The sequence below is a fragment of the Microscilla marina ATCC 23134 genome, from assembly GCF_000169175.1.
Taxonomy (GTDB): domain Bacteria; phylum Bacteroidota; class Bacteroidia; order Cytophagales; family Microscillaceae; genus Microscilla; species Microscilla marina.
This window is the reverse complement of record NZ_AAWS01000005.1, coordinates 183,776-198,648: the sequence shown is the minus strand read 5'-3', so window position 1 is coordinate 198,648 and position 14,873 is coordinate 183,776. Positions and strand designations below refer to the sequence as shown.

Below are 14,873 nucleotides of genomic sequence, written 5' to 3'. Positions count from 1 at the left end.
TCTTGGAACAATTTATTTTTTCCGTTTTACTAAACGGTGGATGATGCCACGAATAAAAAGAATAATCTGGGCTTTAACATTCCGTTAAGTGAATTATTCTCTGAAACCTACCATGTTTGTGTGAAAAAAATATTATTTTAACCATTCCTCAGGCAATCAATTTAAAAAAGTTACCACCATGCACAAAACTTTATCAAAATGGGTCAAACGCCTACTAATCACTCTGGTAATTCTGTTAGTGCTGGTACAAATCGTTTTTTTGTTTATGAAGTTTCGCATGAGCGACCAAAAAATAAAAGCATACTTTGAAGCGCGGTCTACTCCGGTAAAAATTGAACGTTATACTGTAGACAATCGTCAAATACGCTACATTGCCACCGGAACCGACACTTTGCCGATGGTGATATTTGTGCATGGTGCTCCGGGTGGGTTAGACGCCTTCAAAGAGTTTTTGGTAGATAGCAACCTTACAAATAAGGCCCACCTGGTGGCAGTAGACCGCCCTGGCTACGGGTATTCAGGTTTTGGAAAGTCAGAACCCTCTATTCAAAAACAAGCCGAATTGCTGAAGCCACTGCTAGACCTCAACCATTCGGGGCATCCGGCTATATTGGTAGGGCACTCGTATGGAGGGCCCATAGTAGCGCGTATGGCCATGGACTATCCCAGCAAAGTAGCGGCTTTGGTGTTGGCTGCCCCAGCCATTGACCCAAAAAACGAGAAAGTGTTTTGGATTTCTTACCCTATAGATTATGCTGTGCTGCGCTGGATGGTACCCCCTGCCTTTAGAGTAGCAAATGATGAAAAACTCCATCACGCTCAACAGCTCCACCTGCTAAAAAACGACTGGAAAAAGCTCACGCTGCCTGTTACCTATATTCACGGCAAAAAAGATATACTGGTGCCTTTTGCAAATACTGCTTTTGCAAAAAAAATGATGGTGAACGCCCAGCTAGAGGTAGTTACAGAGGACAAAATGAATCACTTCATCCCTTGGACTCACCCCCAATATATTCATCGGGCAATTCATAAATATTTAGCGCAGACTCTATGACCTATTTTTTTCTCAGGCACCGCCTTGTTTTTATCTTTTGTGTGGCAAGCATTAGTATGCTAAGTACTGGTTGCATGAAAATGCGGGTAAACGACAGTGAAATCAAAGCATACTTTAGCAAAAAAACGACTCCAGTAAAAATCAAACGTTATAAGGTGGGCAAACGCGTCATACGCTATATAGCCACCGGAGCCGATACTTTGCCGATGGTGATATTTGTACACGGTGCCCCTGGCGGGCTGGAGGCCTTCAATGCTTTTTTGGCAGATAGTGCCCTCAAGGGCAAGGCTCACCTGGTATCGGTAGACCGTCCTGGTTATGGGTATTCTAATTATGGTAAATCGGTGCCCTCTATCCAAAAACAAGCCGAACTACTCAAGCCTTTGTTAGACAGCAACCGTTCGGGGTACCCGGCTATTCTGGTGGGGCACTCTTACGGAGGACCCATCATAGCCAAGATGGCGGTGCTCTACCCCAAGCAAGTGGCGGCACTGGTACTGGCAGCTCCTGCGATTGATCCGGCGCACGAAAAAATCTTTTGGATTTCTTACCCTGCCGACTGGTTGCTTATTCGCCTGATAGTACCGCGTGGCTTTAGGGTGGCAAACGACGAAAAGCTCAGCCATGTTGACGAACTGGAGCAAATGTATGACGATTGGTACAAATTGCGATTGCCAGTTACTTATATTCATGGCAAACGAGACATTGTAGTGCCTTTTGCCAATGCAGCTTTCGCCAAAAGGATGATACGCAACGCCCCATTGGAAATGATCATTGATAAAAAAATGAATCATTTCATCCCCTGGACTCACCCTCAATACATTCGTACCGCCCTCCTGAAGTATTTGAAAAATTTGAAGAAATAAGGCTTTTACGATCACTCTTGCCTCGTTGTTGATAATGGGCAATGAATCAATCATTAAATATTTTTCATTTTTATGAATTGACCTGGTTATATCGGATATTTATAGCCTCACTCTATTAAGTGATCTGGAAAAAATAAGATGTGCCAATTCAAGAAAATATATTGTTCTCAGACGATTCAAAAAAAACGGTGCATAGCCAAAGCTATGAAGCTTTTTTTTTGAGAAGAATGAGGGCAATAGATACACTTTAATGGCTCAAATTATTTATGAAAGATCACTAAACAAAATCTTTTTTTATGAATCAATTTTTACCCCACCTGAGAATCTGTTTGTTGCTGAGTCTTTTGGTAGCCATTTCGTGCCGCTCTAATTCCCAAAGCAATACTTTTGTAGAAGACAACTACCGCAAGTATGAACATCAAATACCTATGCGCGATGGTACTCGCTTGTATACTGTGGTGTATGTGCCCAAAGATGCCAGCCCTGCCAACCAATACCCTATACTCATGAAGCGTACTTGCTACAGTTGCCGTCCTTATGGCGCCAATAAGTTTCCTTCTATGAACCGCTTGGGACCCTCTAAGTTTTTGGTACGCGACAAATACATTTTTGTGCACCAGGACGTGCGTGGACGGTGGATGTCGGAAGGCAAATATGACAATATGCGCCCTCAACTGCCTAAAGGCGCAAGAGAAAACGCCAAAAACTTTGATGAAAGTACCGATACTTTTGATACTATAGAGTGGTTGGTAAAAAACGTAAAACACAACAATGGCAAAGTAGGACAATGGGGCATTTCTTATCCGGGATTTTATGCCGCAGTGGGTACCCTTGCCAACCACCCGGCTTTGAAGGCCTCATCGCCTCAAGCACCTATTTCAGATTTCTACTTTGATGACTTCCACCACCGGGGAGCTTATACCCTGAGCTACTGGCTGGTTACTCCACTGTTTGGTATTCAGAAGAAAAAAAACACAACTGAACCCTGGTACAATTTTGTGCGCCCCAAAGAAAGCAATGGGTACGATTTTTACCTGAAAATGGGAAGCCTCAAAAATGCTGATAAATACTATGGCAAAGACAATTTTTTCTGGCAACAACTGGTCAACCACCCCAACTATGACGAGTTTTGGCAAAAACGTAACTTATTGCCTCACCTCAAAGACATAACACACGCTGTAATGACAGTGGGAGGTTGGTTTGATGCTGAAGATTTATCAGGCCCTTTGAACATTTACAAAACTATAGAGAAAAACAGCCCAAAGGCGCACAACACTATAGTAATGGGCCCTTGGTCGCACGGTGACTGGGCAAGTAGCCACAAAAAACAAATTATCAATGACATTTACTTTGGAGATGACATTTCTGAGTTTTACCAAAGTACCATTGAGTTTAATTTTTTTAGTAAGTTTCTAAAAAACAGAAAAATGCCCCAATTGCCTGAGGCATATATGTTTGATACCGGGTTAAAAAAATGGCAAACGTTTAATCAATGGCCTGCACCCAATGCCCGCAAAGTAAAAATATTTTTGCAGGAAGGCGAAAAACTGACAATGAATGCCCCTGGTTCAACAACTGCTTTTACTGAGTTTATGAGCGACCCCAACAAGCCAGTGCCTTATACCGAAGACCACCGCATTGTGTTTACTCCCCGCCCTTATATGACAGACGACCAACGATTTGCCAGTCGCCGACCCGATGTATTGGTTTTTCAGAGCGAAGTGCTCAAAGAAGATATGACGCTGGGGGGCGAACTGATGGCCAAGCTGAAGGTTTCTACCACGGGTACTGATGCCGATTGGGTCGTAAAACTGATAGATGTGTATCCTGATGATGCCAAAAGGCACCCAAAACTTGCCAAACATATAAAAATGGGGGGATATCAGCAGATGGTACGCAGTGAAATTATGCGGGGGCGCTTTCGCGAAAGCTTTGAGAAACCGAAACCCTTTGTACCTAACCAAGTGACCGAAGTAAACTTTCCATTACAAGACGTGTTACACACCTTTAAGAAGGGGCACCGCATTATGATTCAGGTACAAAGCACGTGGTTTCCGTTGTTTGACCGCAATCCACAAAAATATGTACCCAATATATTTAAAGCCAACGATGATGACTTTGTAAAGCAAATGCACAGGGTATATCATAATGCCAAAAATCTGTCTTATATAGAGGTAGAAGTACTAAAAAAATAGGCTTTCAAAAAAACTCCCCTTGAATTTGAAGAGATGACTCAACAACTCAAGGGGAGTTAATTTATGAAAACAGCCATACCATCACCTAAGCTCTGGTAGTATACATTATTGGGTTTATAACAAGGTAAGCAACTTAAGTTAGTGACCTTTCGCAGTACGTATTTTTGTTTTTAAGCAAAAAAATACAGTTTAGGACTAAGGTTGCGTCAGCTGGATTCAGCCTTAGTTTGTTGCCGTTAAGAATCTGTGAAACGAAGCCGTAAAAACAGATCACTGTTTGAGCGAAGCGAGTTTGAGCTGTTTCGGCGTAGTGCAACAGATTTAGGCGAAACAAACTACAGCTGCGGGTTTTTTGATTACTTTTTTACCTGTAGAAAAAAGTAATGGCTCACAGATACTCGAATTATTGCTTTTTATTAGCATATTTTGCTGAGTGGTATTTTTTCACAGAAAACAAATTTTTGACCTGCGAAAGGTCAGTTAAGTTATTTCCTAACACCTGGCAAATGTTGCACTACTACGCCCCCAAAGCGCCCTTCTTCTGCCCGAAATGCACTTTCGTTGATATAGCAGGTCAGGGAGTCGTAAGGAACTGGCGGGTTTACATCTGTATAAAACCCTTGCACACTGTCCGAAAAATCGTCGTTGACGTACGCAATGGCACGCCCTTCTTTATCTGTCAATAATTGATAACAATCGTTGCAAATGCGACGAGGATAACGGCCACTAAGGTCAATGGCTTGTTGGCAATGGCTACAATACTGGGGTTGATTGTGGTCTTTCATTATTTTGTATCTGATATGATGTGGCTGATTATTTAGTTTTGGGTCATTACTACCCTTGTATATGGGCGTTTGTCATTGGGTACATTGTCTCGGTTATCATTCACGCCAGGAGTAACCGCTGTTACCGTGAAAGTAGTACCAGGTTGCAACAAAACTTCTTCTTCTGCTTGGTACCTCGAAATAGAAGAAACATCTTTACCCGTATTTACCTGCATTTCTATAAGTACAGGAGTAGTAATGCGCCCTGTCTGCATAAAAGGATATGTACGATCCAGGGTTTTGGTTGTACTGGTAAATTTATGCAGGGTTTTGGTTTGCCCTACTGTAAAAGTATCCCAAGGCAAACTACCTTGCCCCCGATATACACTGCCAACGTGATCTGGCAAATCTCTTAACGCATTGTACAACATGGCATTATGTGTTTTCCCTTCTTTCAACAACTCACTTAAACTTACATTGCCTGCTTCATAATCATTTTTAAGGTGTAGCAATTCAGGCTTATTTTCTACCTGGTGTTTTATTTTTTGTTTAGCCACCAAATCACCACTTTCTTTTGCTGGATTTTGCACCAGATACCCTCCACCAGTATACAACCTGATAGCTGCCGCTGCGGCAGGACTTAAGCGTTGTTGTAAGTCTGGTGCCAGTGTACCATAAGCAGTCCAGGGGTCAATTAATTCATTTTGTACTAAAGCAAAATCTGCCCGATGTCCATCATATACAATCTCATCGGGAAACATCCCATTTTCACAAACATTTGCTCTAATTTGTTGAATAGTAAGCGGGGATATTTTGTGGTAAGCATAAGGGCCTTCTTCGTACTCTAGCCCAAACGATTTGGACACCGACATAATCTCATGAAAGCTATGGTCGTTACTGGTAAGCATCCAACCCAACAGACCTAAACGAAAGTTTTCGGCCTGTGCCGATAACCCTAGAAAATTTAAGGCAGTAAGCATACGGTCGGTGGTGCCTGAAGGCCCGGCTACTACTGGCATTTTCAATTCTTTGACCGCTTTTTTCATCCAACTGTTTTTAAGGTTGGGGTTAAACCTGGTTCCCCCCTCTTCCCAGGGCAACTCCTTGTCTTGTTCATAAGTATCGATTCCCATGAGCCTCGAAAAATATCCTCCAAACATCGTATCTTTTTCATACGAAGGGTTTTGCTCTTGAATAAACAACTTTTCCCGATCGCTCAGTTCTGCACTAAAACCTTTGGCATTGGTCAAATCGCTCGCCTTGCGGGTGCTCCCACTGTATACCTTATTTAACTCTCTCTGCAAAGCCTCTATGCTTTGGCGTTTGGTCTGAACATCAACTTCTTCTTGTCCTTGGTGATCTTTGAGCCATTTCCAGCTCAAGTTTTTCATTGTTTTATAATTTCTCAACTTATCGTTGCTATTGACAGCATTGGTAAAGCCTGCCAAAGCAGTTTGTATTTTGGCAAAAGTACTGGTATTCAAGGCATTGCCCAGCATACCATTGGGATCTCCTTGTAAGTCTTCCGGGCGAAAGCCAAATTGATCAAAATTAAAATTGAAAGCCTCCGGCGAAAAAGTACCCAGGTCAAAGGCTTCAGCCCGACCTTCTTTTTCAAATATTCCTTTTTGTCCTTTCTTTAGCGCATCGTCCTTGCCCCTTACATAAGGGTCGGCAGCAGCCGTATACAAATCCTGCATTTTTTCCTGGTGCCCCAAAAGCCCTAAAGCGCCCCAGCCAAGCTGATTGGGGTAATCTTCTATTTGATTTTTACGGGCTTCGATGTTATCAATGCCTTCGTCTGCAATGCCTTTGTTGCCCAAAGACTGCCTGGCCTGTTGCCAGTTTTGTCCGTCCATGCTCCCAGTGAGTTTGATGTGCTCAGTCACCATATTTTTAAATGGTCCTAGCGAAGCATTATAAAACGCGGTGAGTTTTTCACGAAGATTGCCTTGGTTAACTACTTCCATTACCCGGTTTACATCGTTGCCTACATTGCCGGCATATTTGGCATTATTCCCTCCAAAAATATTTCCTGCCAATGAATTGTCAGCTTCCACTCCCATGACTTCACTCATTTTGTTGAGCGCAGTAGTGACTGCTGCTTGAGCACCTCCGTGATTAAAAAGGTAAAGTCCTAAGTTATGCTCAAACTTTTTGGCTTCTTTAAAGTATTTTGCGTCATCATTTCTTGACGCCATCTCTTCGTTTACCAGGGCAAGTAAGCCTCGTATGCTGTCTCTTTTGGTATTGGCATTGGCAGAGTGGGCTTTTTGATTGTCTTTAAGCCATTTTTCTGACAGTTGCTTGATCTGTTTGAGCAGCTGGTCTTTTTCTGATTGGTTGGCAGACGCCTGATAAGCGCCCAGTTTAGTACTAATCTCTTGAAAAGTACTGGTGCCAAAAAGGTTGCCCAACATACCAGAACCTTGCCCTGACATGGCGTAGGCGCCCAGGTTAAACTGCATGGGAGATTCAGAGCTGTTGCCGCCAGACGCCCGCTGAACCGGAGCATCAACATTGCTTTTCATTTGCATGGCTTTAGCTCCTACATCATCTGCTTCTTTTTCTAGTTTGGGGTCGTTGTTAATGCCTACCCCATTGTTTGCCTGAATGGTGGGTTGCACCCGCCCTTGTTTTTGTTGGGCTACGTGGGTAAGTTCATGCCCCAGGTGACGCTCTTTGCCCGGAGCCAGGTGTACCTGATTGCCTTGAGCAGTAGCTTCGGCCTTCATTTGGGTGGGCAGGCTTGAGTTATAATGTACCTGGGCGTCCGAAACATCGGTACCCGTGAGGCTACTTACATTGGCTTTTACCTGTGCTTCGTTTACTCCTCCGGTTTGACGTTGTACCGGGCGTTGTTTTGCCTGAATGGGTGGTGGTGTTTTATCTTTTCGCTGTACAACTTGCTGCTTTGCCTGAATGGGTAGCTTGCCACTTTCTTTGGTTTGTTTTGCCCCAGGTGCTTTTTTTTGTTGAACAATCTGTGGAGGGGTACTTTGTTCTTGCGCCTCGTTACTTTGATTTTTATGCATTGTTAACAGGTATTTTGTGGTTTTAGATGGATTAATGAGTGTACTCCTCTATTAATAAGTGATCTGGAAAAAATAAGATGTGCCAATTTAAGAAAATATATTGTTCTCAGACAATTCAAAAAAAACGGTGCATAGCCAAAGGTATGAGGCTTTTTTTTTGAGAAGAATGAGGGCAATAGATACACTTTAATGGCTCAAATTATTTATGAAAGATCACTAAGTGTAATTATTTTAGTAGTACTTAACAGTGACGCAAGTAAATAAATTCAGGATTATAATGGTAGTATACCTCCTCTCTGGATGGTAGTTAAACATACATCGTAATTTTTTATTGAAAATAGTAGTTTACCTCGTATGACAACCAAGCTTTTTTCTTAACAAATATCTATGTAGTTTTAGGTGAACAATTCACCCAAACTATATCTTATTACAAACCACCCATGTCTAAAGTTATATCAGTAGCCGACCTCAGCCAACTAGCCACATTTGCCCACATACCCGACCACCAACTACAGTGGCTTATTGACCACTCTACCGTGGTAGAATTGCCCGATGGAGGGGAGTTTTTTAAAAAAGGTGACCCTATAGAGCATACCCATTTTATATTAGAGGGCAAAATTTCGTTTAGAGCCGAGCAAGCCGGGCAATTTAGAGAGGTAGCCCAGGCAAGCAAAGGCGAGGTGAGCGGTATTTTACCTTTTTCGCGGGGCACTACCGCCAATGGCTTTGGCATTACATCTAAAAACACCACCATTATGTCGTTGCCCAAAGAATTTTTCAAAGAAATGATTCGCGACCACTACGAGCTTACCGAAATGCTGGTGCACACCATGACCAACCGGGTACGTAGCTTTACCAAACAACAAGAACAAAACGGTCGTATGATTGCCTTGGGTAAGATTTCGGCAGGCCTGGCACATGAACTCAATAACCCTGCGTCGGCAGTAGTACGCAGTGCCGCAGAGCTTAAGCGGCAGCTTCAACTACAGCCCGACAACTTTAAAAAGGTCATGTGTATAAGAATGAAATCTGCGCAAGTAGATGCAGTCAATGACTTGTTGTTTGCCAAAGCTGGTGCAGGTCCTCGCACTGATATGAGCCTGATGGAGAAAACCGATCTGGAAGATGAACTTACCGACTGGCTGGAAGAGCATGGCATAGATGATGGCAGCGAAATAGCCGAAACGCTCGCCGAATTTAATTGCGATATAGACATGCTAGAGCAAATGTATGTGCACGTACCTGACGAACATTTTCCTCCGGTGGCAAATTGGATAAGAAGTGTGTTAAGTACCGAAAAACTGGTGACTGAAATAGAAGAGGCCTCTTCGCGCATTGCCAAGCTGGTAACTTCGGTGAAGTCGTACACCCATATGGACCAAGCCCCCGAACAGCAAATGGCTGATGTACGGGAGGGCATTCGTAATACACTGACTATTTTGGGGCATAAGATTAAAAAACAACAAATTGCTCTTAAAGAAAATTTCCCGAAAGGGATGCCTCAAGTAAAAGTATTTGTAAGTGAACTGAATCAGGTATGGACCAACTTGATGGACAACGCCATAGATGCTATGCCTGAAGGGGGCACCCTGGAAATAGCGGCCGATTTCGACGATGACTACTTGCGTGTCTATATCATTGACAATGGCACGGGCATACCCGAAGACGTTTTAGGTAAAATATTCGACCCGTTTTTTACTACTAAAGCAATGGGTAAAGGCTCTGGCATGGGGCTAGATATGGTGCAACGGATTGTGCGCCAACACCAGGCTGAAATCAGGGTAGAGTCTGTTCCTGGGCGCACTCAATTTATGGTGTGTTTTTCACGAAATATATAAATAGTGGATGGCTTTTAACTAAAAAATTCATAAACCACTGAAAATAAACACACTATGAATTTGTTAGTTGCCTATTGAACAGGGTGTACCTAGAACCTTGTCAGGGTTCTGTAGACTAAAAGCAAGAACCATTAGAATTAAGATAAAGCATAGATAGAATGAGTAAGAAGAAACCCATCATTTTTGCAGTAGACGACGAACCACAGGTGTTGAGCGCACTGCAACGTGACCTAAGAAAACAGTACCGGAAGGAGTACAAGGTAATGAGTACTACCTCAGTAAAAGAAGCATTGGAAACTTTGCAGGAATTAAAAAATAAAAACGAAGTAGTTGCCTTATTTTTATCTGACCAACGCATGCCCGAAATGCTGGGGGTAGAATACCTGGAGCAGGCGGTAGAGGTTTTTCCGGAAGCAAAAAGGGTATTGGTGACCGCCTACTCGGACATAGAGGCTGCGATCAAAGGCATCAACGATGTACAACTCGACTACTACATTACCAAACCCTGGAATCCACCCGAAGAAAAACTGTTTCCAGTAATACAAGACTTGCTCGATGTTTGGCAAATGAATTATAAACCTGGGTTTAATGGCATACGAATTTTGGGTTATCAGTTTTCGCCCAAGTCGCACCAAATCAAAGATTTCCTGGCAGGAAATCTGGTGCCTTACCAATGGTTAGACATTGAACAAAGTGAAGAAGCCCAGCAACTGGCTACCCTGAACAATATTGATTATAAAAATTTGCCTGCGGTATTTTTTGAAGACGGTGAAGTGTTAACGAACCCCAGCCTGATTGACATCGGCACCAAAACAGGGCATAAGTCGCAAGCCTCTGACACTATGTACGATGTAGCCATTATAGGTGCCGGGCCTGCGGGATTGTCGGCAGCGGTATATGGAGGGTCGGAAGGATTAAAAACCCTGTTGATAGAGCGGAGGGCACCCGGTGGACAAGCAGGTACCAGCTCTCGTATTGAAAACTACCTGGGTTTTCCGTCGGGCTTAAGCGGGCAGGACTTGTCGCGGCGCGCCATTACTCAAGCTACTCGCTTTGGCATTGAGTTTTTGTCTCCAGTGCAGGTGAATAATATAGAGACCAAAGATAATTACAAAATTATCACTTTAGACGATGGCAAAACCATTCATACCCGTGCGGTAATAGTGACTACCGGGGTAGACTACCGAAAACTGGAAGCTCCCGGAATGAATGACTTTACTGGAGCAGGCATTTACTATGGGGCTGCTACTACTGAAGCTGCCGCCTGCCGCAACAAAGATGTATATATAGTAGGCGGTGGAAACTCTGCCGGACAGGGTGCTATGTATTTGGCAAAATTTGCCAATCACGTATACATTGTTGTTCGCAGACCCGACCTCAGCATCAGCATGTCGCAATACCTGATAGACCAAATAGCAGGCACCGAAAATATTACCTTGTTGCCCTACACCACTATCACAGCTGCCAAGGGGAGCGACCACCTTCAGCAGGTAGTATTGCAAAATACCCAAACCAAAGCTGAGGAAGAACGTGAGGCGGGGGCTTTGTTTATTTTTATTGGCGCCAAACCTTATACCGAGTGGATAGACTTAGAGGTATTGCGCAATCAACGGGGTTTTTTAGAAACCGGACGCGAATTGCTCAAGTACCATGAGTTTCACAAAGCCTGGATACCACAACGTGAGCCTTTTTTGCTCGAAACCAGCGTGCCTGGCATATTTGCCGCTGGCGATGTGCGCGCCGGGGCTATGAACCGGGTAGCATCGGCAGTAGGCGAAGGGGCTATGGCGATCAAATTTGTGCATGAGTACCTTGCTGAAAACTGATTTATAGTCTTATACCAAGTCTGATTGAAAACCTATACAAACTCACTTGTAGTGGTCTTAACACAGCCGACCAAGTTCTTCGCTATCGTTACCCGCTCTCTTGGTCAGCTGCGCTTAAGACCAAGAGGAGGAGACAAGCTTGTTGATGGTTTTTAGATGTAGACAAAGAATTTAGTGTACAAGTAATGGCAACAATTTGGTATTATGTACACCTATTTGTGTGCTTATATGTTTGCCAATATGCTAAAAAAAAGCCCAAACCAGTTATGCTGATTTGGGCTTTTAGTTTAATGATTAGGTTTTTAGATTAATCACTCAAGTTACGCAGTTTTCTGAAAGTCACCTGTTTCTATTGTTGAATGGCTATATTGTTGCGCAATGCGTAGCCAAACCATTGAGCAATAAAGCCATATAACCATCAAAATAAGTAGGTCTGCGTAACTTCAGTTAATAATACCCATAACCGCTATTTTTTTTCTGAGCTTCAAATATCTCATGCAGCCTCTCAGTGCCTTTTTTCCTATGGTGAAATGAAATATCTTCCGCCGTCGCTTGTGTCTTCACAAGAGACCAGACTGTGACTCAATCAGCGAGTGTCTCCACTCGCTGAGGTGGTGGCGGTATTTTTGGGGTGAATTTTCTACACTTGTTTGCTTAACCTGACGGCTATGGTGTCTTCACAAATCGCCTCGTCGTAGCGCCTGTAAATAGTGTTTTTCAGAGTTCCGATCAGCTCGTGGAGACACGAGCTGAGGCGATGACGGTACTTTTGAAAAACCGAAGCTACAGTTTTACTGTGCTGAGCTCAACGAAGTTAAAAGCTGGGTAGAGTACTGGTTTGGGCTTTTAGTTTAAAGAATAGGTTTTTAGATTAATCACTCAAGTTACTTAGTTTTCTGAAGGTCACTTGTTTCTATTGTTGAATGGCTATATTGTTGCGCAATGCGTAGCCAAACCATTGAGCAATAAAACTGTATGACCATCAAAATAAGTAGGTCTGCGTAACTTCAGTTAATAATACCCATAACCGCTATTTTTTTTCTGAGCTTCAAATATCTCATGCAGTCTCTCAGCTCCCTTTTTCCTATTGTGAAATGAAGTGTCTTCGCTAAAACTACTTTTAAGTACACTCCCCTTGAATGGGATAAAACAAGGGGAATCCCAATAATCTAATTTGTTGGTTATGACTTTTTCAATCCTGAGATTTATCAAGCCCATTTTTTGTATCGCGGTAATTGCGGCACGAGAAACAGCCTCAGAATTACTATCTATTTTTTTTAATAAAATAGGCAAGGCTGCATGGGCCTTCAAATCTGTGAAAGCCTCTATAATGGCTACAGTCATGTAGGGCTGCTTGCTTTCAGGAATACGAGATATCTTTTTGATCACAAATGTCAAGGTTCCAATGTTACCTCGTTCCTTCCACTTGGTTACATCTTTTGCTAAGGGTTCGTACCACCCACAAAAAAATAAAAACTTCTTGATTAAGTGCATGTTTTACTAGTTTTATGTGATTTTTTCGGTTTGTTTTATCTATCGAAGCTGACGGGCTGGGTAGTGGTTTTGGCTCAATCAGTATTACATTTGCATATTTGAGAGAAAACAAAACCTATGCTATGGCTCAACAGATTTTAACTATGTCTGGCTTTGCATTCGCAAACAAGTCGGGAGGCTTGTATTCATCAACACTTTTAAGTCTCCTAAAGGAAGGGTTAAAAGAGCGAGGGTTTGAATTCTTTTATTTTCATTCACCTTCGCTTCAACAAGCAGTTTTTTTTACGACTTTAATTTGGATGGGTCAAAGCCTATTAACCAAAAAAATAAAACGATTGCCAGCGAACTAATTACAATGAATAGTACTTTTTTTATTGTGAATAGGTTTTCTTTATATTCAATAGAGTACCAAGTGAGTGTTATCACTTCTGCGAGGTTTTTCGCCAAAATAAGTGAAGGGAAGGCAATTATAATAAAGTTAAATGTTTTACTAATAGACCCCGACCTACTCTACCCAGCTTTTTTTCAAAAGTACCGTCATCGCCTCAGCTCGTGTCTCCACGAGCTGACTGGAACCCTGAAAAACACTATTTACAGGCGCTACGACGAGGCGATTTGTGAAGACACAAACCGAGGCGAAGAAACACTAACTATAAGAAGTAGGATAGGTATCCAAAAGAATCTCCAGTTACTAATCTTAAAGCCTTTCATATTACTTATTATTTCTTGCTACCTTCACTTCTTTGTAAGCTTGTTTAGCCTTTAATACCGTAACGCTACTAGCACCTGCTAAAGGTTTTACAACATCTTTAAGTCTAAAAAAGCCTGACTCAAAGGAATAAGTCAGGGGTTGGTTTTTATGATGGAAATTAGAAGCATCGAACTTATTTTTTGAGAAAGGCATACGATATTTTCGATATTTACCGACAAAACAGTTTGGTATTAAGCTTCAATAATATTGAATCTATACTTTTTTAAAATAAGCTTCACTTCATCAATCAGTGAATGAATATCTTCATTCTTATTTATGTGCTTCAGCTTAATAGTTTTGTCTTCAAAATACCTTCCCCTATGCTTGTATAAGGTCAAAAGGCAGTCTTCGAATGTGTCTAAATAGCGCCCCATATAACTTCGTTTACCAAGAAACTCTTCTGCAAATGCACAGGCAAAGTCCAACTCTGATTTTACCAATTCAAAATCGATTTCAAAAACGTCCTTTTTTGGAGTAATTTGAAGTGAAGAATAATTCATGCAAGCTAATATATAATCAATTATTGAAATACCTTTTGGAAGGTTATACCACTGTACTTCTTTTCCTGATATCCAATAATTATATACATCTATGAAACCTTGTCTATATATCACATTATTTTTTATAAAACCTTCAAAAGTCCAGAAATTCAAATCTAAATAGTTTACATCATACAATTCAAACTCAAAGTACATTAACTGCTTATCTAAGGCATAAATTTCTATTTGAACTTGATCCTCGTGCTCAAGCAATATTTCATCAGCTTTTTGCTTAACCTTTGAAAAATACAGCTTCCTCAATGTAGTTGTTGAGTAAGGTTCCAAACGAATATTTTGAGCTTCCGCTATCAAAGCCTCATTTAAATAAATATGAATCAGCATCATCAAGTTCTTTTTTTTACTTAAACCCGTAGTGTCATAGAGTGAGCTTGTCCAGCCAATGGGGAGCTATAGATGAAAGCTAATTAATACTCTACCTAAACAGCTGATTTTAGGGTTCCAATCGGTTGGTGAGGACACGCAACCGAGGCGAGGACGGTATTTTTTCAAA

General features: G+C 42.0%; 10 protein-coding genes. 5 read left to right on the top strand and 5 right to left on the bottom strand.

Translation table 11 applies throughout. The features are described 5' to 3' along the window. Positions 1 to 178 precede the first annotated feature (178 nt). The 3 genes from M23134_RS05890 to M23134_RS05880 all read left to right on the top strand — a co-directional run bounded on the left by M23134_RS05890 (position 179) and on the right by M23134_RS05880 (position 4,115). Positions 179 to 1,054, top strand: coding sequence for an alpha/beta fold hydrolase (locus M23134_RS05890; protein ID WP_045113075.1), 876 nt, complete (start codon positions 179 to 181; stop codon positions 1,052 to 1,054). Beyond that, positions 1,051 to 1,920, top strand: coding sequence for an alpha/beta fold hydrolase (locus M23134_RS05885; RefSeq protein ID WP_002694562.1), 870 nt, complete (start codon positions 1,051 to 1,053; stop codon positions 1,918 to 1,920). Before M23134_RS05890 ends, M23134_RS05885 begins: the two co-directional genes overlap by 4 nt. 296 nt (positions 1,921 to 2,216) lie before the next feature. Then, positions 2,217 to 4,115: a CocE/NonD family hydrolase gene (locus M23134_RS05880; protein ID WP_002694561.1), complete on the top strand. Its 1,899-nt coding sequence runs from the start codon at positions 2,217 to 2,219 to the stop codon at positions 4,113 to 4,115. A gap of 485 nt (positions 4,116 to 4,600) precedes the next feature. Here the strand turns inward: M23134_RS05880 and M23134_RS05875 are convergent, their stop codons facing one another. After that, positions 4,601 to 4,900, bottom strand: a complete 300-nt coding sequence (locus M23134_RS05875; protein ID WP_002694560.1) for a hypothetical protein — start codon at positions 4,898 to 4,900, stop codon at positions 4,601 to 4,603. Between the two features lie 32 nt (positions 4,901 to 4,932). Further along, on the bottom strand, positions 4,933 to 7,914 hold the full coding sequence (locus M23134_RS39670; protein WP_002694559.1) for an eCIS core domain-containing protein: 2,982 nt from the start codon (positions 7,912 to 7,914) through the stop codon (positions 4,933 to 4,935). 440 nt (positions 7,915 to 8,354) lie between these two features. Here M23134_RS39670 and M23134_RS42615 point away from each other — a divergent pair, with 440 nt between their 5' ends. Next, complete coding sequence (locus M23134_RS42615) at positions 8,355 to 9,752, top strand: ATP-binding protein (RefSeq protein ID WP_002694558.1); 1,398 nt, start codon at positions 8,355 to 8,357, stop codon at positions 9,750 to 9,752. Between the two features lie 158 nt (positions 9,753 to 9,910). Next, the gene (locus tag M23134_RS05860) at positions 9,911 to 11,578 is read left to right on the top strand and encodes an FAD-dependent oxidoreductase (protein WP_002694557.1); all 1,668 of its coding nucleotides are present in this window, start codon (positions 9,911 to 9,913) and stop codon (positions 11,576 to 11,578) included. A 1,011-nt stretch (positions 11,579 to 12,589) separates the two neighbouring features. Here the strand turns inward: M23134_RS05860 and M23134_RS05855 are convergent. The 3 genes from M23134_RS05855 to M23134_RS05840 all read right to left on the bottom strand — a co-directional run bounded on the left by M23134_RS05855 (position 12,590) and on the right by M23134_RS05840 (position 14,707). Next, positions 12,590 to 13,072 carry a HEAT repeat domain-containing protein gene (locus M23134_RS05855; protein WP_002694552.1) on the bottom strand — a complete coding sequence of 161 codons (483 nt, stop codon included), beginning with the start codon at positions 13,070 to 13,072 and terminating at the stop codon, positions 12,590 to 12,592. A 712-nt stretch (positions 13,073 to 13,784) separates the two neighbouring features. Then, the gene (locus M23134_RS05845) at positions 13,785 to 13,976 is read right to left on the bottom strand and encodes a hypothetical protein (RefSeq protein ID WP_002694551.1); all 192 of its coding nucleotides are present in this window, start codon (positions 13,974 to 13,976) and stop codon (positions 13,785 to 13,787) included. A 38-nt stretch (positions 13,977 to 14,014) separates the two neighbouring features. Continuing rightward, positions 14,015 to 14,707 carry a hypothetical protein gene (locus tag M23134_RS05840; RefSeq protein WP_002694549.1) on the bottom strand — a complete coding sequence of 231 codons (693 nt, stop codon included), beginning with the start codon at positions 14,705 to 14,707 and terminating at the stop codon, positions 14,015 to 14,017. Positions 14,708 to 14,873 lie beyond the last annotated feature (166 nt).